Annotated in this window: 19 protein-coding genes and 2 pseudogenes; 2 read left to right on the top strand and 19 right to left on the bottom strand. The window is 66.9% G+C overall.

The genetic code is table 11. From position 1 onward, the window contains the following. The 8 genes from rplB to B2869_RS04430 form a co-directional block, all read right to left on the bottom strand. Nucleotides 1-840, bottom strand: a complete 840-nt coding sequence (rplB, locus tag B2869_RS04465) for a 50S ribosomal protein L2 (protein WP_017201590.1) — start codon at nucleotides 838-840, stop codon at nucleotides 1-3. A 20-nt stretch (nucleotides 841-860) separates the two neighbouring features. Next, nucleotides 861-1,184: a 50S ribosomal protein L23 gene (gene rplW, locus B2869_RS04460; RefSeq protein WP_017829206.1), complete on the bottom strand. Its 324-nt coding sequence runs from the start codon at nucleotides 1,182-1,184 to the stop codon at nucleotides 861-863. After that, the gene (gene rplD / locus B2869_RS04455) at nucleotides 1,181-1,843 is read right to left on the bottom strand and encodes a 50S ribosomal protein L4 (protein WP_021201122.1); all 663 of its coding nucleotides are present in this window, start codon (nucleotides 1,841-1,843) and stop codon (nucleotides 1,181-1,183) included. The genes rplW and rplD overlap by 4 nt, the downstream gene beginning before the upstream one ends. Before the next feature lie 2 nt (nucleotides 1,844-1,845). Continuing rightward, complete coding sequence (gene rplC / locus B2869_RS04450; RefSeq protein ID WP_021201123.1) at nucleotides 1,846-2,505, bottom strand: 50S ribosomal protein L3; 660 nt, start codon at nucleotides 2,503-2,505, stop codon at nucleotides 1,846-1,848. Nucleotides 2,506-2,513: 8 nt separating this feature from the next. After that, nucleotides 2,514-2,822: a 30S ribosomal protein S10 gene (gene rpsJ, locus B2869_RS04445; protein WP_017201594.1), complete on the bottom strand. Its 309-nt coding sequence runs from the start codon at nucleotides 2,820-2,822 to the stop codon at nucleotides 2,514-2,516. Nucleotides 2,823-3,663: 841 nt separating this feature from the next. After that, the gene (locus B2869_RS04440; RefSeq protein WP_045264638.1) at nucleotides 3,664-3,876 is read right to left on the bottom strand and encodes a hypothetical protein; all 213 of its coding nucleotides are present in this window, start codon (nucleotides 3,874-3,876) and stop codon (nucleotides 3,664-3,666) included. Between the two features lie 33 nt (nucleotides 3,877-3,909). Beyond that, nucleotides 3,910-5,235 (bottom strand): hypothetical protein, encoded by a 1,326-nt coding sequence (locus B2869_RS04435; RefSeq protein ID WP_292763232.1) that lies wholly within the window; start codon nucleotides 5,233-5,235, stop codon nucleotides 3,910-3,912. After that, nucleotides 5,232-6,959, bottom strand: a complete 1,728-nt coding sequence (locus B2869_RS04430) for a DUF4012 domain-containing protein (RefSeq protein WP_292763230.1) — start codon at nucleotides 6,957-6,959, stop codon at nucleotides 5,232-5,234. Before B2869_RS04430 ends, B2869_RS04435 begins: the two co-directional genes overlap by 4 nt. 174 nt (nucleotides 6,960-7,133) lie before the next feature. On the opposite strand from B2869_RS04430, the gene B2869_RS04425 reads away from it, so the two are divergent. Continuing rightward, nucleotides 7,134-8,387, top strand: a complete 1,254-nt coding sequence (locus tag B2869_RS04425) for a nucleotide sugar dehydrogenase (protein ID WP_292763228.1) — start codon at nucleotides 7,134-7,136, stop codon at nucleotides 8,385-8,387. Beyond that, nucleotides 8,384-9,538, top strand: coding sequence for a hypothetical protein (locus B2869_RS04420; protein ID WP_292763226.1), 1,155 nt, complete (start codon nucleotides 8,384-8,386; stop codon nucleotides 9,536-9,538). Before B2869_RS04425 ends, B2869_RS04420 begins: the two co-directional genes overlap by 4 nt. Here B2869_RS04420 and B2869_RS04415 read toward each other — a convergent pair. The 11 genes and pseudogenes from B2869_RS04415 to fusA form a co-directional block, all read right to left on the bottom strand. Next, on the bottom strand, nucleotides 9,517-10,539 hold the full coding sequence (locus tag B2869_RS04415; protein WP_292763224.1) for a hypothetical protein: 1,023 nt from the start codon (nucleotides 10,537-10,539) through the stop codon (nucleotides 9,517-9,519). The genes B2869_RS04420 and B2869_RS04415 overlap by 22 nt on opposite strands. Then, entirely contained in the window at nucleotides 10,536-11,864 is a 1,329-nt protein-coding gene (locus B2869_RS04410) for an O-antigen polymerase (protein ID WP_292763222.1), read from the bottom strand. The genes B2869_RS04415 and B2869_RS04410 overlap by 4 nt, the downstream gene beginning before the upstream one ends. Continuing rightward, on the bottom strand, nucleotides 11,861-13,018 hold the full coding sequence (locus tag B2869_RS04405) for a glycosyltransferase family 4 protein (protein ID WP_292763220.1): 1,158 nt from the start codon (nucleotides 13,016-13,018) through the stop codon (nucleotides 11,861-11,863). The genes B2869_RS04410 and B2869_RS04405 overlap by 4 nt, the downstream gene beginning before the upstream one ends. Next, on the bottom strand, nucleotides 12,994-13,926 hold the full coding sequence (locus B2869_RS04400; RefSeq protein ID WP_292763218.1) for an NAD-dependent epimerase/dehydratase family protein: 933 nt from the start codon (nucleotides 13,924-13,926) through the stop codon (nucleotides 12,994-12,996). Before B2869_RS04400 ends, B2869_RS04405 begins: the two co-directional genes overlap by 25 nt. Continuing rightward, nucleotides 13,923-14,585, bottom strand: coding sequence for an acetyltransferase (locus B2869_RS04395; RefSeq protein WP_292763216.1), 663 nt, complete (start codon nucleotides 14,583-14,585; stop codon nucleotides 13,923-13,925). Before B2869_RS04395 ends, B2869_RS04400 begins: the two co-directional genes overlap by 4 nt. Continuing rightward, nucleotides 14,578-15,201, bottom strand: a complete 624-nt coding sequence (locus B2869_RS04390) for a sugar transferase (protein ID WP_292763214.1) — start codon at nucleotides 15,199-15,201, stop codon at nucleotides 14,578-14,580. The genes B2869_RS04395 and B2869_RS04390 overlap by 8 nt, the downstream gene beginning before the upstream one ends. After that, nucleotides 15,198-16,334 carry a DegT/DnrJ/EryC1/StrS family aminotransferase gene (locus B2869_RS04385; protein ID WP_292763212.1) on the bottom strand — a complete coding sequence of 379 codons (1,137 nt, stop codon included), beginning with the start codon at nucleotides 16,332-16,334 and terminating at the stop codon, nucleotides 15,198-15,200. The genes B2869_RS04390 and B2869_RS04385 overlap by 4 nt, the downstream gene beginning before the upstream one ends. After that, nucleotides 16,331-18,139 carry a nucleoside-diphosphate sugar epimerase/dehydratase gene (locus B2869_RS04380; protein ID WP_292763210.1) on the bottom strand — a complete coding sequence of 603 codons (1,809 nt, stop codon included), beginning with the start codon at nucleotides 18,137-18,139 and terminating at the stop codon, nucleotides 16,331-16,333. Before B2869_RS04380 ends, B2869_RS04385 begins: the two co-directional genes overlap by 4 nt. Beyond that, complete coding sequence (locus tag B2869_RS04375; protein WP_292763208.1) at nucleotides 18,136-18,723, bottom strand: YveK family protein; 588 nt, start codon at nucleotides 18,721-18,723, stop codon at nucleotides 18,136-18,138. Before B2869_RS04375 ends, B2869_RS04380 begins: the two co-directional genes overlap by 4 nt. 253 nt (nucleotides 18,724-18,976) lie before the next feature. Then, nucleotides 18,977-19,869, bottom strand: a pseudogene (locus B2869_RS04370) (GTP-binding protein). A gap of 150 nt (nucleotides 19,870-20,019) precedes the next feature. After that, nucleotides 20,020-20,711: pseudogene (gene fusA, locus B2869_RS04365) on the bottom strand (elongation factor G); the annotation flags it as partial.

Genomic DNA, 20,711 nt, shown 5'->3' with positions numbered 1-20,711 from the left:
CTACTTACGCTTCTTGCCGGCGTTACGACGACGCACGATGTACTTGTCGCTTTCCTTGTTGGCGTGACGGGTACGACCCTCAGCCTGGCCCCACGGGGAGACGGGGTGACGACCACCGGAGGTCTTACCCTCACCACCACCGTGCGGGTGGTCGACCGGGTTCATCGCGACACCACGCACGGTCGGGCGGACGCCCTTCCAGCGCATGCGGCCGGCCTTACCCCAGTTGATGTTCGACTGCTCGGCGTTGCCGACCTCGCCGATGGTCGCGCGGCAGCGCGCATCGACGTTGCGGATCTCGCCCGAGGGCAGACGCAGCTGGGCGTAGGGGCCGTCCTTGGCGACGAGACGGACGGATGCACCGGCCGAACGTGCCATCTTCGCGCCGCCGCCGGGGCGGAGCTCGATCGCGTGGATGACGGTACCCGTGGGGATGTTCTTCAGCGGGAGGTTGTTGCCGGGCTTGATGTCAGCCCCGGCCCCCGACTCGACGATGTCGCCCTGCTTCAGCTTCGCCGGAGCGAGGATGTAGCGCTTCTCACCGTCGAAGTAGTGCAGCAGCGCGATGCGCGCGGTGCGGTTGGGGTCGTACTCGATGTGAGCGACCTTGGCGTTGACGCCGTCCTTGTCGTTACGACGGAAGTCGATGACACGGTACTGGCGCTTGTGGCCACCACCGATGTGACGGGTCGTGATGCGGCCCTGGTTGTTGCGACCACCGGTCTTCGAGAGCGGGCGCAGCAGCGACTTCTCCGGCGTCGATCGAGTGATCTCGGCGAAGTCAGCCACCGACGAGCCGCGACGGCCCGGGGTCGTGGGCTTGTACTTGCGAATAGCCATTATTGTCCTTATCCCCCGGATCAGCCGATTGCCGTGAAGATGTCGATGGTGCCCGACTTCAGGGTGACGATGGCGCGCTTGGTGTCCTTGCGCTTGCCGGTGCCGAAGCGGGTGCGGCGTGCCTTGCCGACGCGGTTGAGGGTGTTGACCCCTGCGACCTTGACGCCGAAGATCTTCTCGATGGCGAGCTTGATCTCGGTCTTCGAAGCGCGCGGGTCGACGAGGAAGGTGTACTTGCCTTCATCGATGAGACCGTAGCTCTTCTCGGACACGACCGGCTTCAGGATGATGTCGCGCGGGTCCTTGTTCAGGGCCGTCTGGAGAACAGATGCCTGCTCGCTCATGCGGAGACCTCCTGGTTGGCGCCGGACTTGGAGGCGATGAAGCCCTCGAGCGCGGCCTGGGTGAAGACGATGTCGTCGGAGACGAGCACGTCGTATGCGTTGAGCTGGTCGAACGTCAGCACGTGCAGGTTCGACAGGTTGCGGATGCTCTTCAGCGTCACGTCGTCGTTGCGCTCGATCACGACGAGCACGTTCTTCGACGAGACGACGTTGGTGAGGAAGTTCACCGCGGTCTTGGTCGAAGGCGTTCCGTCGATCCCGAAGGACTCGATGGCGTGGATGCGGTCACCGCGGAAGCGGTCGCTGAGCGCGCCCAGGAGGGCGGCGGCGATCATCTTCTTGGGGGTGCGCTGCGAGTAGTCGCGCGGCTTGGGGCCGTGCACGATGCCACCACCGGTCATGTGCGGCGCGCGGATGGAACCCTGACGGGCGTTACCCGTGCCCTTCTGCTTGAAGGGCTTGCGACCGGCACCCGAGACCTCGCCACGACGCTTGGTCGAGTGCGTGCCCTGGCGAGCCGCCGCGAGCTGCGCGACGACGACCTGGTGGATGAGCGGGATGTTCGTCTTGGCGTCGAACAGCGCGGCGGGAAGCTCGATCGAGCCTGCCTTCTTGCCGTCTGCCTTGAGGACGTCGAGCGCGAGAGTGGAGTCAGCCATGATCAGGCACCCTTCACTGCGTTGCGGACATAGACGATGCGGCCACGAGCACCGGGGACTGCGCCCTTGACGAGCATGAGTCCCTTCTCGATGTCGATGGAGTGCACCGTGAGGTTGAGGACGGTCACGCGCTCGCCACCCATACGGCCGGCCATGCGCATGCCCTTGAAGACGCGGCTCGGGGTCGACGATGCGCCGATCGAGCCGGGCTTGCGGTGGTTGCGGTGCGAACCGTGCGAAGCCGAAACGCCCTTGAAGTTGTGACGCTTCATGACACCGGCGAAGCCCTTGCCCTTGCTCGTGCCGACGACGTCGACGAGCTGGCCCGCTTCGAAGGTGCCGTCGACCGTGAGCTCCTGGCCCAGGTTGTAGTCGCCGGCGTCCGCGGTGCGGATCTCGGTGACGTGACGACGCGGCGTGACGCCGGCTGCCTCGAAGTGAGCGGAGAGCGGCTTGTTCACCTTGCGGGGGTCGATCTGGCCGTACGCGATCTGCACGGCGTTGTAGCCGTCCTTCTCGGGCGTGCGGACCTGGGTGACCACGTTGGGCGCCAGCTCGATGACGGTGACGGGAACGAGCTTGCCGCTCTCGTTCCACACCTGGGTCATGCCGAGCTTCGTGCCCAGCATTCCCTTGGAAACCTTGGAGTTGATGTCAGCCATGTCGAACCTCAGAGCTTGATCTCGATGTTGACATCGGCCGGCAGGTCGAGACGCATCAGCGAGTCGACGGCCTTGGGCGTCGGGTCGACGATGTCGATCAGACGCTTGTGGGTGCGCATCTCGAAGTGCTCGCGGCTGTCCTTGTACTTGTGCGGCGACCGGATGACGCACACGACGTTCTTCTCGGTCGGAAGGGGCACGGGGCCGACGACGGTTGCGCCCGCACGGGTCACGGTGTCGACGATCTTGCGTGCGGACGTGTCGATGACCTCGTGGTCATACGACTTCAGGCGAATGCGGATCTTCTGTCCCGCCATTGTCTGCTCTCTCTCTTTAAGCGTCTTACCGACCGGGACCGGGTGGCCCTGGGGCATTGGACGCACGTCGGCGCTGTTCGCGCCTCGGCACGAGAACGACCCTCACGAGTCGATCTGCTGCACCACTGTTCTTCTGTCAGCCGGAAGCCGTGAGGCGACCGGATGCCGACCTTCCACCGCGCACGGCGGAACCCTTCGTGAAGAAGGGTGTCGGGGTGTGTTCTGCTACCCGCGGCCTAGAACCCTGCACCGTCCCGGAGGAGGCGCCGTCTATGCACTGCCCTGGCAGTGATCCGGCGCACGCACAGCGGCGACGGAATATCGAACCTGTCTATTCTGCCACGGCTGATTTCACTTGCGCAAACCCGGGCGTGTCGCGCTGGTCGGACTCGACTTCTCGCGATGCGCGCGCGCGTCAGATCGCGGGAGATAGCGGGGCGAGGCATCCCCATGCCTCGCCCCGCTTGGGGAGGGCGTTCAGTGCGAGGGGGCACACCGAACGCGAGTAGCCCGGCGTGAAGGGACGCCGAACTCCTCGACCGAGGGCGCGGCGGAAGAGCCGCCGCGCAGGCAGGGAGACGCTCAGGCGCAGTGAGTGCGCGCGTCGCACGATGATCCCCAAGATCGCTTATCCCCAGTTTGAACGCGGAAGCCCGCGTGCTTCGGGAAACCGAACCCCTTCGGCTTCCCCGACCGCAAGATCCCCAGGCGGTCGAGATGATCCTACTCGATGCACGAGTGAATCCGCCACATCCGACGACATTCCGGTACGGAAGCGGCCGCCTCGTACACACGAAGAGCGGCGAACCACCCGTGGTGGCTCGCCGCTCAGAACTCGTGCCTACTCGTTGCCGACGGCCTTGTCGGCGCTGTCGCGGATCTCGTCGATCTTGTCCGCGGCACCGGGAGCGATCTTCTTGGCGAAGTCCGCGACGCCGTCGAGCACCTTGTCGCTGATGTCCTCGGCCTGTTCGCTCTTCACGGCCTCGGCGATCTTGTCCTTGTTCTGCTCGTACAGATCCTTGCCCTTGTTGACGGCGTCCTCGATACCCATGATTCCCCTTCGGAGGCGATGTGCGATGTGTGCCTAGTCTGCCCGAACCGTCGCGCCATCACCAGAGGCGACGGACTCCGCCACCGGTCCTGTCACACGTACGGGCGTCGTCCCGAACGCCACCACCGCGCCGACGAAGAGGAACACCGCCCAGAAGTGCCCTGGCGCCTGAAGAAGCGGGTTGAGAGCGTTGGCGGCGAGCACGGCGAACGCTCCTGCCGCCGTGGTGAACACCGCGGGCCTCGCTTCCGGTCGACGTGTGACGACCCGCACCGCTGCGCAGACGACGAGCACAGCACTCGCCGCGAGGAACAGCACGCCCACCACACCCACCTGGAACAAGAGCATGTTGTACTGCATCTCGAAGTTCCACGGTCGTTCAGCGCTGCGTGCGTAGCCCGGGATCACTGCGCCGATACCGTGGCCGAACACGGGCGACTCCAGGAAAGCCGACCACAGCCTGCCTACCTGTTCGATCCGCAGGTCCTCGTCAGCAGTGCCGCCCCTGCCCGTCAGCAGCGCGAGAACACCTGCGCTCATGCGCTGCCCGGTCGGCGTGATCAGTACGGCGCCGGCGGCCAGCACCGCTCCCCCCGCAACGATGATCAGCGCGCGGATGTGGCGCCGTGTGAACCAGGTGCGACCGACCACCGCGAGATACGCGAGGAACATCAGAATCGGCACCAGCAGCCCCAGGGCGAGCGCTGCCCTCCGTGTGCTGACGACCGCGGCCACCGTCGCGAGGACAGCCGCAGCGGCCATGAGCTTTCGAGAAGGGAGGGCATGACCGTGGAAGAACATCCCCACGATCCAGAGCGGGGCGACGGCGATCAGCGATGACGCCCCGTAGACACCTACGATCACGTTCGGCCACGAGCCGGAGACGTCGGCATCGACGAGGACCTTGATCCAGACCGCGGGTTCGACCCCCACCGCGCCCATCGCCCACAGCGCCAGCACGATGCTCGCCAGGAAGAGCGTCGCCCACACCGCGAAACGCAGGAAGAGACCGAGCACGCGCTCGTCCATCTGGCTGGCCCACGCCCAGAAGAGAACGGGGGCAGCCACCCAGCTGATCAGCGAGTGAACGAAACCGGGGTTGCCTGCCCCTCCGATCACGCCGATGAGGATCGCGACGGCGGCGCAACAGGCGGCGGCGAGAAGCAGGGGAGGAAGCCGACGAGGATGACGGGCGACTCTCCATACGCTCCAGATCCCGAGCAGCAGGAGCAGAGCGACGAGGAGCCCGTTATGCCCCACTGGCACGACGATCAGGTAGGCCAGGATCGCCCCGGCGAGCACATCGGCCGCCGCATCCAGACGCTGCAGAAGCGGGCGTCCGCCCGTTGCGCCGGTCACTGGCAGGTGACGGCGTCCTGCGTGAGGACCGTCGGGGTGACGACCGGGGTGCTGTCGAGCTCGATCTTGGTCGTGGCATCGGAATCCGCGACGAACTCGTAGGTGAGCGTCCGGGTCTCCTGAGGCGCCAGGGTCAACCGCATCGTTCCCACCGTGAACTCCTGGTCCTTGCGCACCTCAGACTGCGCCAGCTCGGCGTCGGCCCTCTGCCCGACCGGCGAGTATCCCGGCGGAGCGAACGCGAGCGTCTCCACCTGCATCGACCCCTTCGGCGTCTCGATCCCGACGCCCGTCACGTATTCGGGAAGCCCTCGCACCGCGGCGGGATCGACGGTGTTGGCCAATGTCACGGTCACGAAGACGTGACGGCGTCCGTCGGCGGCACAGATCGGCTGACTGACGTCGATCGCCTGGGTCATGTACCTCTGCATCTTCCCCGGGGTCCAGTCGATGAAGTAGACGCCGAAGGCCTCCATGCCTTCCGCCGCTGTCGGCCCCCGGCGGTCGAGCTGCGTGCCGGCGATGAGCTGCTGCTCCGACTCACGAGCACTCCAGATAGCGATTCGCCCTTCCTTGGCCGCGAGGCCGAGGACGGAGGACAGCTTCGCGAAGTCCACCTCTCCACCCATCAGCTTCTGCAGCGTCAGACCGGCGAAGACCTGGTTGATCATGTCGACCTCCGCAGGCTCGTACGTCTTGTAGAGATCACCCAGGAGCATCGCCACCGCATTGGAGTTCGAGATCTCCGGTCCGCCGGGGATCGCCACGGGGCCGGTCGCGACCAGGAGGTAGCTGAGGGCGACGGTGTCGAGGGAGACCACCGCATCGACCTCGACGCCCTTGGCCTCACGCCACATGTCGCGGGCGATCTCGAACGTCCGGTCGAATCGCGGGGAACGCGTGAGCGCCTGGACGTAACTGCCGAACAGCGAGCCGTACAGGTCGGTCTCCTCCTGCGTCACTCCCCCGACGGGCGGACGGAAGTTCGGGAAATCGCGCCCGGAAGCCGACGACTGATTCACGATCGAGATCGCGCCGTTGTCGATGTGCACCTGGGCCATGGATCCGATCGTGCCGCCCCCGGACATCACCTCGCCGTTGTTCTGGAAGATCACCAGCACGTCGCGAGGTCCCCCCTCTCCCAGCATCTCGGGGAGGGCTTCGATCAGCGGCATGACGCCGTCGAGCGTGCTCGCGGCGGGCTTCAGGACCTTCTCGATACGCTCGACGCCGGAGGCCACGGGACCGAGGAGCGCGCCGTGATCGACGCTTGCCAGCATCGACGACGCGTCACGCACGGCTTCGTCGGCTGATCGGGCGATGTCTCCGATGCCGTGGATCGTCTGAAGGTCGAGTCCCCCGCCGGAGGGGCGAAGCGAAGCGATGTCGATGGCCGAGGCGGGGAGCAGCGCCTTCTCGGCCAGCTCGTCGACGGCGGCGGTGGCCATGCGGACACCGTGGAGGTTCGGTCCGACCACCGGCACCCACTCCAGTGACTCCCAGAGGAACCCGCTGGTCTGCTCGTGCGCGGACGCGGCGGTCTTCGTCAACTCCTCAGCGGCTGCCTGCGCACCGGCGGTGTCGCCGGTGGCGATCAGCCCCGGGATGCTCTGTGCGAGCGGCACCGAGGCTTCGAGCTTGTCCTTCGCGTCGAGCGCTTTCGGAATGAGGATCGCTGCGATGACGGCGACGGCGATGAGAAGTGCGAGCACGACTCCCACCACCCACAGGATGATCCGAGTCCGTCGGCTCTTTCGACGCTGTTGCTCATTCTGGGCTCGACGCGCGCGTCTGGAGTCTCGGGTCACCGCAATATACTACCGAGGTGGACCTGAGCAGCGTCGCAGACCGCGTCGCACGCCCATGGCGGGGTTCGACCACACCATGGAGGAGTGCACGTGAAAGCTGTTGTCGTCGGTCAGGGATATGTCGGACTCCCGGTCGCCATGCGCGCCGTCGAGGTGGGCATGACGGTCGTCGGTCTCGACGTCGACACCGTCCGCATCGCCGCTCTGCACAGCGGCGAGTCCTATGTCGATGACATCTCGTCCGCACAGTTGAACGAGGCGATCGCCACCGGACGGTATCTCGCATCATCCGACTACGACGACACCGCGGGGTTCGACGTCGCGGTGATCACGGTTCCGACCCCCCTCCGCGAGGGTCTCCCCGACATCTCCTACATCGAGTCCGCCGGCGCCTCGCTGGCGACTCGTCTGACCCGCGGCGCCACAGTCGTGCTCGAATCGACGACCTACCCCGGCACGACCGAGGAGATTCTCGTCCCTCTCCTCGAGGCCGGCTCCGGGCTCCAGGCCGGAAGAGACTTCGCCGTCGGATACAGCCCGGAGCGGATCGACCCCGGCAACCCCACGTGGGGCTTCGTCAACACGCCGAAGGTCGTCTCGGGCATCGACGAGCAATCGCTCGGCAAGGTGAAGGCCTTCTACGATCTCCTGGTGGAGCGGACGGTCAGCGTGACCACGCCCAAGGAAGCCGAGCTGACCAAGCTTCTCGAGAACACCTTCCGCCACGTCAACATCGCCCTCGTGAACGAGCTGGCCGTCTTCGCGCACGAGCTCGGCGTCGACATCTGGGAATCGATCGACGCCGCAGCGACCAAGCCGTTCGGATACATGAAGTTCACGCCGGGTCCCGGTGTCGGCGGCCACTGCCTTCCTGTGGATCCGAGCTACCTCTCCTGGCAGGTGCGGCGCAAGCTCGGACGCAGCTTCCGCTTCGTCGAGCTCGCCAACGATGTCAACGACCACATGCCGGACTACGTCGCGCAGCGCTCCATGGAACTGCTCAACGAAGACCGACGGTCATTGAACGGATCCACGATCCTGCTCGTCGGACTCGCGTACAAGCGCGACACCGCCGACATCCGGGAGTCGCCCTCCCTGCGCCTGATCGAGCTGCTCACCTCCTTCGGAGCATCCATCCGCGGTGCGGACAAGCACGTCGAGTCGCACCGCTGGCCGGCCGTGGTCGAGCGCGTGGAACTTTCAGCTGCGGAGATCGACGCCGCCGACCTGGTCATCCTGGTCACGGATCACTCGGACTTCGACTTGGGACTGCTCAGCGATTCCGCGACACCGGTGCTCGACACCAAGGGCCGGCTCACAGGACCCAGGGTCGTTCGTTTGTGAGCTCGCTGCGCCTGATCCTCACGTCCTCGGCTGCCGCCGTCGCGACGCTCTCCGTTCAGGTCCTCGGACTCATCACGCTCGCTCCCACCGATTTCGGTCTCTTCTCGATCGTCTACCTGGCCGGCGCCTTCGCCCTGTCGCTCGCCCTCTCGCTCATCTGCGAAGCGGCGACCCGTTCTCGCAGCGACAAGCCCACACCCTGGTCGGACTTCAGCGGGGCATCGACGGAGTTCGCTCTCGTGTTCGCAGCTGCCGGTGGGCTCGTCGTCGGGGTGACAGCCTCTCCGTTGACGCCCTACTGGTGGCTCGTGGCGCTCGCCATCGGCGGGAGCGCCTACCGCTCGACCGCACGGTTCTACGCGGTCGAGAACGGTGACACGCGCGGGTCCGTCCTGGGCGACGCCCTGGGGGCCGTGGTGGCGGTCGCGCTGTGTGCCGTCACCCTCCTGCTCCACAGCGGAGAGCTCGGGTGGGTCCTCGGCACCTGGGCGGCGTCGAGCGTCGTCGCCGCCGTGTTCTCGCGATGGCCGACACCGGGCCGCCCGGGGGTGCTCGTGCGATGGATCCGTCAGCGGCGGGCCGCCATCGCCCCGCTCGTGCGCGACTCGCTGATCATGGATGCCTCCTCCATCGGCACGCCGTATGCGCTGGCGCCGATCCTGGGAGTGGGTCCGTTCGGCGTCTATCGTGCCGTGTCGAACGTCGCCGCCCCTGTACGGCTGCTGTTGAACCCGATCCGCCCGCGCATCGCCAGACTGCGGATGTCTGCGGCGACCATCGGCATCGTCCTGGCAGGTGGTGTCGTCCTCGGCGGTCTCGCCGCCGGGGTGCTGCTGCTCCTGGGCGAGACCTCATGGCCGCTCGGCACTCTCCGCGACCTCGTGCCGTTCGCGGCTCCGACGGCGATCTTCGTCATGGCGAACATGGTCGGGCACACCTTCTACATCGTGTCCCGACTGCGCGCATCACGACGCGATCTGCTCAGCGCTCGTCTCGTGCAGACGGCCCTCGGCGTCGTCGGCCCGCTGCTGGGCGCGGTGTTCGCCGGGCTGGACGGCGCGATCTGGGCCTACGCCCTCTCTACGCTGATGTCGTCGCTCTACTGGCTCTTCGTCGCGCGACGGTCCGGTCAGGCGCCGGTCACGGCCTGACGCCAGGCGGTCTCCCACGCCGCGAAGCTGTAGTGATCGCGCACGGTGCGGTTTCCCGCCTCTCCTCGTTCGCGGCGGCGATTCGCGCTTTCCGAGAAGAAGCCCACCAGAGCATCCGCCCACTCCGCCGCACCCTGCGGCGCGACACCGTCTCCCCTGCGCAGGATCTCGGCATTGACGCCGACCGGATCACCCATCATGGGAAGCCCGGCTGCGCCGTACTGCAGCAGCTTGTATCCACACTTGCCGCGCGCCCACGCCGAGTCCGGCGTGGGCATCAGACCGAGGTCGGCATCGGCGAGTGCGGCGCCGAAGGTCTGCGGCGACCAGGCCACCCGATCCACGATCGCATCCAGCGGGCCGAGCTCCGCGTCCCCCGCGCTGATGACGGTGAGCCGCATTCCCGTCTCCTCATGCGCACGCACGAGCGCGGATTCGATGTCTCGCAGATAACGTTCCGTCGCAGGCGAGCCGATCCAGACCGCGCGAGGCGTCTCGCCGATCTCGAAGCGCATCTTGCGCGTGTAGTCCGCCGGGTCGACGCAGCTCGGGATCACCGTCACATTGTGGTTGAAGCGGCCCGCTGCTTCGGCGAGCGCGGCGTTTCCCGCGATGACCACATCGGCCGCGGTCACAGCCGCCCGCCAGATCGCAGCCTTGGGAAACGGGCCGCGGCGGTCGAGATGGAGCGCGTCGTCGACGTCGTACACCCCGATCCGCGCGTTGCGCAGCAACCGCCTCTCGACACCGCCGCGGCTCAGCGGACTCGCCTGGCGTGAGATCAGGACGCTCGCGTCGCCCGACGGCATGCGACGCAGTCTCCCCTCGGCCGCGAGCAGGCGTGGAGGGGACTTCAGAAGGGATCTCGCGGAGTTGGTCGCACCGTCGAGGTACGTGTGGGCGACCGCGGGCACGTCCACACGATCGAGCCAGTCGAAGACCCGGACTCTCGCGCTTCCCGCGCTGCGCCCGTAGCTCGTGTACGTGTGCAGCGCGTTCATGACGTCGACCGCCGTCGGGAGCCGATGAAGCCGAGCACCACGATGATCGCCGCCGTCACCAGATACAGCGTGTTGTTGGTCTTCTGCGTGAAGGTGACCAGGAACAGCGTGGACACGAGCAGGGCCGAGAGCCACCAGCGCGCCGGCGAGGCCCGCCGGGTGGCATAGAGATACGCGACGAGCACGCCGATCGCGGCCGCGCCGAGGGCGACGCCGACAACCCGCCAGTCCCGGTAGAAGGGCTCCAGCCACGTGTACACGTTCGTCAGAGTCCCCACGTCGACGAACGGTGCCACGGGATTCCAGGTGCGCAGTCCCGGGATCAGGCTCAGCACCGGCTCGAAGAACGCGGTGCCGAAGGTCTGCGGGTCGTAGTCGCCGTAGACGATGCGCGGCCCACCCACCGCAGGCCAGGCGCCGTTGGTGGAATCGACCAGAGACAGGAACGCCGGCACCCCGGCGGTCAGATAGATGAACGGGCTGGACAGCCCCGTCGCGCTCAGGGCGGGCGAGACGTTGCTGCCGACATCGCCCGTCTTGCCCAGCGCACCGGCGAGCACCTGGAACGCGAGAAGGGCGCCCACACCGATCGCGCCGATCGCCGCCACCGGCACCCACGGCCGGCGGTACCACGCACGCGTGGTGTCGACGCCCCGCGCTCTGCCGTAGAGCAGGAGGAGCGCGCCGATCGCGAGCAGCACGCCGGCGAAGAGGTTTGTCCGCTGCAACAGGGCGAGCATCGACACGGCGAGCAGCACCGCGGCCGGCGCGCGCCACCACCATGCCAGGCCGTTGCGGACCGAGCCCGGCACGATGAGGATCGCGAGCAGCAGAGGGCCGACGTACATGAGCAGTCGCGCCCAGAGGGGGACCCCGGCGAGATACGACTCGGCGGCCCCTCGGATCGTTTCCGGATGGAACCAGAAGGTCTCCCAACCGAAGCGCTGGAGGATCGTCCAGACGTAGACGCCGAACCCCAGCGCGTACGCACCGGCCAGGATGAGCAGCACGCGACGGCTCACGAGCGCGTGATCCCGCGGCGCCAGATCCGCGCTGCGGGCCTTGCGGGCGGCGAGTGCCACTCCGCCCCATGCCCCGACGGAGAAGAACAGGAGCCCGACCAGCAGCACACCCCAGGCAGCGATCGATGCACCGTGGTAGGCGATGAGTCCCGAACCGACGAGAACCAGCGTGACCGCCCACACGCCGTTGTGCACGGCCACGGGAAGGAACGCGCGACGGGCGATGAACCAGGTCAACGTGGTCAGTCCGAGGAGCACGGCGACGAGGACGAAGGCGCCGATCCCGTTGGAGACGTCGGTCATCGTCGGCCCCGCACCATCTCCCGGCGGAGGAAGTCGGACACCGACGCGTGGACCAGGTCACGCCGGAAGTTCTCCACCACGAAGTCCCGCGCCGCCGCACCGAGGCCCTCCGCGAGGCGCGGGTCCTCGATCACCCGCTGCAGCGCGCCGGCGAGCTGACGCGCGTCTCCAGCGGGCACCATGAGCCCGGTGCGCTCGGGAATGACGGAATCGACCGCGCCCGTCGCGTCCGTCGTGACGACGGCGATGCCGGTCGCTCCCGCCTCCAACACGACGTTGGGAAAGCCCTCGCGAAGCGTGGGAAGGCAGAGGGCTCGCATCAGGGGATAGTACATCGACGTGTCCGCCACCGCGCCGAGCACGACCGGGGCTCGCCGGAGCGACGAGAACGCGCCCAGTTCCGCGCCGTCGATACCACCGACGATCAGCAGCTGATACTCGACCCGCTCGTCGTCCAGAACGCGGCATGCCGCCGCGAGGACATCCAGCCCTTTGTCGTGATTGAGCCTGCCGACGAAGCCGATCACGGGCACGTCGGGAATCAGGCCCTCGACCCGTGCCCCCGCGTTGCCGGGCCGGAAGCGATCCACGTCGACGCCGTTGGAGCTGCCATGGCCCAGCACGGTGACGCGGGGATCGGAAGCGAGCCCGAGCGACAAGACCCTCTTCCGAAGACTCGGGCTCACCGCCAGCGTCGTGGTCGCCAGCCGGATCGTGAGGCGTTCCATGATCGTCAGCACGCGGCGGGTCGTTCCCGCGGCCGTCTCCAGACGCAGTCCCCTGAGGTGATAGACGCGTGTGCGCACGCCGAGCAGCCGCGCGGCGGTGATGCCGAGCAGGCCGGCTTTCGGGGTGCCGGCGAAGACGACATCCGGGCGCAGCCGGCGGATGAGACGAATCCACTCGCGCAGGCCGCGTACGTCCCGGACGATGTCGATCTCCCGCGCCATGGGAAGCGAGTGCACCGTGACCCCCTGCTCCGCCCCGAGCGTCTCGAGTCTCTCGCCTGGCGAACTCGCGACGTGCACCTCCCACCCGTCGGCGGCCAGCCTCTGCGGCAGCCCGGAGAGCAGGCCGACGGAGACGTCGGCCGTGACTCCGATCAGGATGCGCGCCGGGTCGGCCGGACTCACGAGTCCTTGCTCCGGAACCACGCGACGGTCTTCGCGATCCCGTCCGCGAGCGGCACCGGCTGGACGTCGGGGAACAGCTCCCGCAGCCGGATGCCGTCGGACTGGGAGGCGCGCACATCGCCGGGACGCGGGTCCACGTGCTCGATGCTCACCTTCTCGCCGGTCTGCTCCTCGATCACCGTCACCAGTTCGCGCAGCGTGGTGTTGGTACCGAACGCGAGGTTCACAGGATGCCCCGAGGTCACACGGTCGCGCACGGCGACCATCAACGCGTGCGTCACCGTGTCCACGCTCGTGAAGTCTCGCGACTGCAGACCGTCGCCGTGGATGGTGAGGGGCCGTCCGGAGAGCGCCGCATCGAGGAACCTGGGGATGACGGCGGCATACACGTGATCGGCCGGCTGGTAGGGCCCGTAGACGTTGAAGAACCGGAAGGCCAGAGTGGGCAGCCCGTACGAGTACTGGTATGCCAGGACGTACGCCTCTCCCCCGAGCTTGGTCGCCGCATACGGGCTCATCGGCCTCGTCCAGTCGAACTCCGACTTCGGCAGAGCCGGGTTCGCCCCGTACACCGAGCTCGACGATGCCATCACCACGTATGCGTTCTCGCGTCTGGCCGCTTCGAGCGCGGTCAGCGTCCCCGTCAGATTGGCGACGTGCGAAGCCATGGGGTTGTCGATGGACCGCGGCACACTGCCCAGAGCGCCGAGATGGACGATGGCATCCGCGCCGACCGTGGCTGCGGCCACCGCCTCGGCGTCTGCGACGGAACCACGGTGAAGTGTGGCCTTCGTACCTTCCAGGTTCGCATCGCGCCCCGTGCTGAAGTCATCGAGCACATGCACTTCGACTTCCGGCGCCTCGTCGTTGAACCGCCGCACGAGGTTGGATCCGATGAACCCGGCGCCGCCGGTGATGACTACCTTCACGAGGTATGGCTCTTTCCTGTTGTTGTACGGACACGAGCAGGCACTCCCACCAGTGTCACCCGAGGAGGGGCGTCCTTGGTCACGCAGGCCGCCGCACCGACGGTCACATCCGCGCCGATGTGCAGCCCCTGCAGCACCACGGACTTCGCGCCGATGAGCACGCGCTCGTCGATGCGCACGTCGCCCGAGACCACTGCACCCGGGTTCAGCGACACCGCGTCCCCCAGGACACTGTCGTGGCCGACGATGGCCCCGGGATTCAGGTGCGTGTGTCGTCCGAGCCTGACGTTCGTGGAGACCAGCGCCCCGGCGCAGATGACCGAGCCGTTGTCGATCGACGTGCGGGAGCCGACCGAAGCGCTCGGGTGCACCAGTGTCGCCGCCCGATCGCTTCCCACGCGGGCCGCGATCGCTGCACGATGCTCGGGCGACCCGACGGCGATGATGAAGGACGAGCTCGGGTGTGCGGCGAGCACCGCATCGATGCCCCCCAGGTGACGATGACCACGGTCGGCGACGCGCTCCAGCGCGAGGGCGCTGGGGGCGTCGTCAGCGAAGCCGAGCACCTCGAATGTCGGCGACACGGCGTTGACCGCCTCCACGACGTCCAGAGTCTCGCGCGCGAACCCTCCCGCACCGAGGATGATCAGCTCACGCATCGGCATCCCTGAGGCCGCGGAACTCCGGCATCGTCGCGTGCCCGTCGGCGCTCACGCCGTCGCGTCGGACCACGACCGCGACGGTGCGCCAGAGGATCCAGAGGTCGAGCTTCATCGATCGTGCGTCGACGTACTTCACATCGAGCTGCAGTCGCTCGCCCCAATCGACGGAGTTCCGCCCGCTCACCTGCGCCAAGCCGGTCACGCCGGGTCGGACTTCGTGCCGACGGGCCTGCACGGCCGTGTACCGATCGAGGTAGGAGACGAGAAGCGGACGAGGCCCCACCAGGCTCATGTCGCCGAAGAGCACGTTCCAGAAGGTGGGAAGCTCATCGAGGCTGGTGCCACGGAGCAGGCGCCCGAAGCCGTTCAACCGCGCCTCGTCGTCAGCGCCTCCGTCGGCGGGATCGACGGGGCGCATCGTGCGGAACTTGTAGAGCGTGAACACCCTTCCGTCACGCCCCGGCCGAGGCTGCCGGAAGATCACCGGGCGACCGAGATTGACCAGCACCAGCCCGGCCACGACGATCTGCAGCGGGAGCGTGACGATCAGCACGACCGCTGCGAGGACGAGGTCCATCGTCCGCTTCATCGCGTCGAAGATGACTCTGCTCATGCGCGCTCCGCCAGGAATCCGCGGATCAAGGTCTGCACGCGGTCCATCTGCTCGTCCGACAGCGCCGACCCCGACGGCAGCGTGATGCCTGAGCGGAAGAAGCCTTCGGAGACTCCGGTGACGGCGGCGGGGGCATCGGCGAACACCGGCTGCAGATGCATCGGCTTCCACAGGGGGCGGGACTCGATGTCGTGCGACCCCAGGTGTGCGGAGAGTGCGGACGCACCCCACCCTGTGACGCCCTCATCGATCAGCACGGCAGTGAGCCATGCGTTGTCCTCCGCATCGTCTTCTCCGCCGAAGACGGACACCCCGTCGACATCCGCGAACAGAGCGCGATACTCGTCGCGCCAGCGGTGGCGGCGTCGGATCATGTCGTCGAGGCGGGAGAGCTGCGCGCGACCGAGTGCGGCGAGAAGATTGCTCAACCGGTAGTTGTATCCGATGTCGGTGTGCTCGTAGTGCGCGACCGGCTGCCGGGCCTGCGTCGCGAGATAGCGGACGCGATCCGCGAGTTCGGCGTCATCGGTCACCAGCATGCCGCCGCCGGAGGTGGTCATGATCTTGTTGCCGTTGAAGGAGAAGATCGATGCGCGTCCGAAGCTTCCCGCGGGTCGGCCGTTGCGACCGGCGCCGAGTGACTCGGCGGCGTCGGCGAGCACGGGGATGCCGTGCTTGTCGGCGATGCGCTCGATCGCCTCGAGGTCGGCCACTTTGCCGAGCAGATCGACGGGGACGATCGCCGTGGCCGGCGTGCCCTTCGCGTCGAGTTCCTCGATCACACCACGCAGCAGGCCGACGTCCATGTTCCCCGTGACCGGATCGGCATCGATGAAGTACGGCGTCGCCCCGGTGTAGGCGATCGCGTTCGCCGTGGCGGCGAAGGTGAAGCTCGATGTCAGGACGATGTCGCCGGCACCGACTCCGAGAGCGAGAAGCCCGAGGTGGAGCCCGGCCGTTCCCGAGCTCAACGCGACGGCGTGCCGTACACCGATCCGGTCGCACATCTCGCGCTCGAAAGCATCGACGTCCGGTCCGAGGGGGGCGACCCATCCCGAGCGCAGGGCCGCGACGATCGCCTTCTCCTCCCGTTCACCGACGTCGGGGGACGACATGTAGATACGGTCGTTCATCGCGCGAGGTCTCCTTCGTGATCGGAGGCGGTCGCCGGGGCGTCGGCGGCGAGCAGCCGCCGCTTCCACCCTGCGAGATCGAGGCCTTCGGGGCTGATGCTCCCGATCGACGTGTGCTGGATCTGCGGATGGAAAGGACGCTCGACGACCTCGTCCGCGCCGACAAGCTCCTCGTGCAGCTTCTCGCCGGGACGCAGACCGGTGTAGACGATCTCGACGAACTCGCCGGACATGGCGATCATGCGCTTGGCGATGTCGAGGATCTTCACGGGCTCGCCCATGTCGAGGATGAGCACCTCGCCGGGCCTCCCGATACCACCGGCCTGGATCACCAGCTGACACGCTTCGGAGATCGTCATGAAGTACCGGGTGACCTCCGGATGGGTCACCGTCACGGGGCCACCCGCCTCGATGAGCGTGCGGAACATCGGGAGCATGGAGCCCCTGCTTCCGATGACGTTGCCGAAACGCACGGACAGGTACCGACGGCGCGAGCTCTTCGCGGCCCACACCGTGAGCTTCTCCGCCACGCGCTTGGAGTGACCGAGCACGCTCGAGGGGTTCGCCGCCTTGTCGGTGGAGATGTTCACGAACGTGTCGACATCGACGTCGAGGGCGGCCTCGAGCACGTTCCGGGTCCCGAGCACATTCGTCTTCCATGCCTCTTCGGGATATTGCTCGAGCATCGGCAGATGCTTCAGCGCCGCGGCGTGGAAGACGACCTCAGGGCGGTGCCGACGGAAGATCTCCCGCAGCGATTCGACATCGCGGATGTCGGCCAGAACGACGTCATCGGTGTCGAGCAGGCCATGACCCGAGATGCTGAGCTGACTTCCCTGCAGACCGCTTTCGTCACGGTCGAGCATGACGAGCACCTCGGGGCCGAACTGGGCGAGCTGGCGGCAGAGCTCGCCGCCGATCGACCCTCCTGCGCCCGTCACGAGAACACGCTTCCCCGTCACATATCCCGCGATCGACTTGACGTCGGTGTCGACGGGTTGACGGCCGATGAGATCCTCGATGCTGACGTCGCGCAGATCGCGGATGCGGCTCGCTCCCTGCAGGACCTTGTCGAGCTCCGGGAGCACCAGCACGTTGAGTCCGGCGGCATTTCCCGCGTCCGTGACACGGCGCAGCAATGCGGCGTCCGCCCGGCCGACCGCGATGATGAGCTCCGTCGCCCCACTCAACTCGACGGCTGCCTTGAGTTGCTCGAGCGTCCCGAGCACGGGGACCCCCTTGACCCGCAGGTTGCGCTTCTTCACGTCGTCGTCGATCAGTCCCACGGGGCTGAAGACCGGTTCCTTCGTCTCATTGAGCATGCGGCTGATCAGCTGCTGACCGACCCACCCCGCACCGAACACCAGAACCTTTCGCGATCCTCCCGCCACCTCTTCCCCACGCCTGCTGAACACGAGAGGCACATACCGGAAGACCAGCATCAGCACCAGGGCGATAGCCGTCACCGACAGAGCGGTGCGGAGGGCCTCCGCGGGCTGGCGCATCCACACGAGCAGCACGGCGCCCATGAGAACACCGACGAGGAGCGCCGCGAGTCCCAGGGCACGAACCTCCTCGATGGAGCCGTACAGGTATCGCCCGCGGTACAGGTGAAGGACGAACCCGGCCGCGAACTGCGCAGCGATGAGGCCGGCGATCACGATCAGCGCGAACGGCCACACCGAGAGCGGCACCAGGAAGTCGTAGCGCAACAGCACCACGAGCAACGCGGCGAGACCCCACGCCACTGCGTCCGGGACGAGTCGACTGACCGTCCGATGGCCTGTATTGTCCCCGATACTCATTCGTTCCCTCCGCGTATCTGTTCCGCAGCCCCCGTCGTCGCACGACTCCTCGTCACGAAGCGGAGGCCGGCATACGCCACGGCCAAGGCCAACCCGATCAGCGCTCCCACCGGAAGAACGGTCCCCGGCAGCGGCTGGACGGGCGATACCGGCGTCACGGCCTCGAACGTCTTCGCTCTGGCATCGGATCCCGTCTGGGCCCCCGCCGTCTCGGCGATCGCGGTCGCCAGGTCCGCTGCTGTTCGAGGGTTCGTGTGTGAGACGGTCACAGCCGTGATCGAGGTCTCCGGACGCCACGTCGCGGAGACGCGGTCGGCGAGTTCACCACGAGACATCCCGAAGTCCCTCGCGATGGGCGCGAGGACACTCTCCGAGCGGGCACGAGCGGCAGCGTTCGTCGCCACGGTCCGAGGGACGAAGTTCTCGGTGGAGTCCCCCGCACTGAAGACGATCTCGGCTTCCGCCTCATACGTCGGAGGCGTGAACAGAAGTACCGCCCCCGCAGCAAGCATGCTCAGCACGAAGACCGCCAGCATCCCCGACCATGCGCGTCTGATCGCGCCAAACCACTCCCCCGGCGACATGCTTCTCCTCTTCGAACCACATGGGCACGGAACGACTCTGTAATCCAGCATCCCAATACATCGGACTTGGGCGGTGTAACCACGCCCTCTGACCTGAGATGCGACGCCGCCGCTTCCTCGCGGTCTAGTCATTCTATTGGATGAAATACCGTGCCCCAGCGCGCGACGGACCGAGGTCGTCCGCACTGCTGCCGACGTCAACGACAAAGGGGCCGGACCCGAAGGCCCGACCCCTTTGCGAGGAAGCAGATGCTTACTTGATGATCTTCGTGACCGTACCGGCGCCGACGGTGCGTCCACCCTCACGGATGGCGAAGCCGAGGCCCTCCTCCATGGCGATCGGCTGGATCAGCTCGACCGTCATGTCGGTGGTGTCGCCGGGCATGACCATCTCGGTGCCCTCGGGCAGCTGGACGACGCCGGTCACGTCCGTGGTACGGAAGTAGAACTGGGGCGAGTAGTTCGAGAAGAACGGCTTGTGACGGCCACCCTCCTCCTTGGTCAGCACGTAGACGGAACCCTCGAAATCGGTGTGAGGGGTGGTCGAGCCGGGCTTGATGACACACATGCCACGCTCGACGTCTTCCTTCTTGGTGCCGCGGAGCAGCAGGCCGACGTTCTCGCCAGCGCGACCTTCGTCGAGGATCTTGCGGAACATCTCAACACCGGTGACGGTGCTGCTCTGCTTGTCCTCGCGGATGCCGATGATGTCGACGGTCTCGCCGGTCTTGACGATGCCGCGCTCGATACGACCGGTGATGACGGTGCCACGACCGGTGATCGTGAAGACGTCCTCNNCATGGGGCCGTCGGTGGCGGCGACCACGAGGATCGCGCCGTCCATCTGAGCCGCACCGGTGATCATGTTCTTGACGTAGTCGGCGTGGCCGGGAGCGTCAACGTGCGCGTAGTGGCGCTTCGGGGTCTCGTACTCGATGTGCGAGATGTTGATGGTGATACCACGCTGGCGCTCTTCCGGCGCCGAGTCGATGGAAGCGAAGTCACGCTGCACGTTGGTGTCGGACGGGTACTTGTCAGCAAGCACCTTCGAGATCGCTGCGGAGAGCGTGGTCTTGCCGTGGTCGACGTGACCGATCGTTCCGATGTTGACGTGCGGCTTGGTCCGCTCGAACTTGGCCTTAGCCACTGGGTCCTCCTCAGGACGTCGTTGTAGAGGTGACCGGGCACTGGTTTGCGACCGGTTCTCTACGGGTTAGGTTCTCAGTTTAGTAGAGAGGGAATGTGAAGTTGTAGGTGTCCTGGGAGCCGGACCGGGGCCCGGCTCCCAGAAGAACGATTACTCGCCCTTGGTCTTCTGGACGATCTCGTCGGCCACTGCGCGGGGAACCTCAGCGTAGCTGTGGAACTCCATCGAGTAGACGGCGCGGCCCGAGGTCTTCGAACGCAGGTCGCCGATGTAGCCGAACATCTCGGACAGCGGGACCTGAGCGCGGACGACCTTGACGCCTGCAGCGTCTTCCATCGACTGGATCTGGCCACGACGCGAGTTCAGGTCGCCGATGACGTCGCCCATGTACTCCTCGGGAGTACGGACCTCGACGGCCATCAGCGGCTCGAGCAGCACGGGGTTGGCACGACGAGCGGCCTCCTTGAAGCCCATGGAGCCCGCGATCTTGAACGCCATCTCCGAGGAGTCGACGTCGTGCGCTGCACCATCGACGATGGTCGCCTTGACGCCGACCATCGGGTAGCCCGCGAGCACGCCGACGTTCATCGCGTCCTGGAAACCGGCGTCGATCGAGCCGATGTACTCACGAGGGATGCGACCACCGGTGACGGCGTTCACGAACTCGTAGGTCTTCTCGGAGTCGAGGTCGAGCGGCTCGATGGTGAACTGGATCTTTGCGAACTGTCCAGAACCACCGGTCTGCTTCTTGTGCGTGTAGTCGTGCTTCTCGACGGTCTTGCGGATCGTCTCGCGGTACGCCACCTGCGGCTTGCCGACGTTGGCCTCGACGTTGAACTCGC

This window comes from Microbacterium sp. UBA3486, from assembly GCF_002377845.1.
GTDB lineage: Bacteria > Actinomycetota > Actinomycetes > Actinomycetales > Microbacteriaceae > Microbacterium > Microbacterium maritypicum_A.
This window is presented reverse-complemented; position numbering and strand designations above follow the sequence as displayed.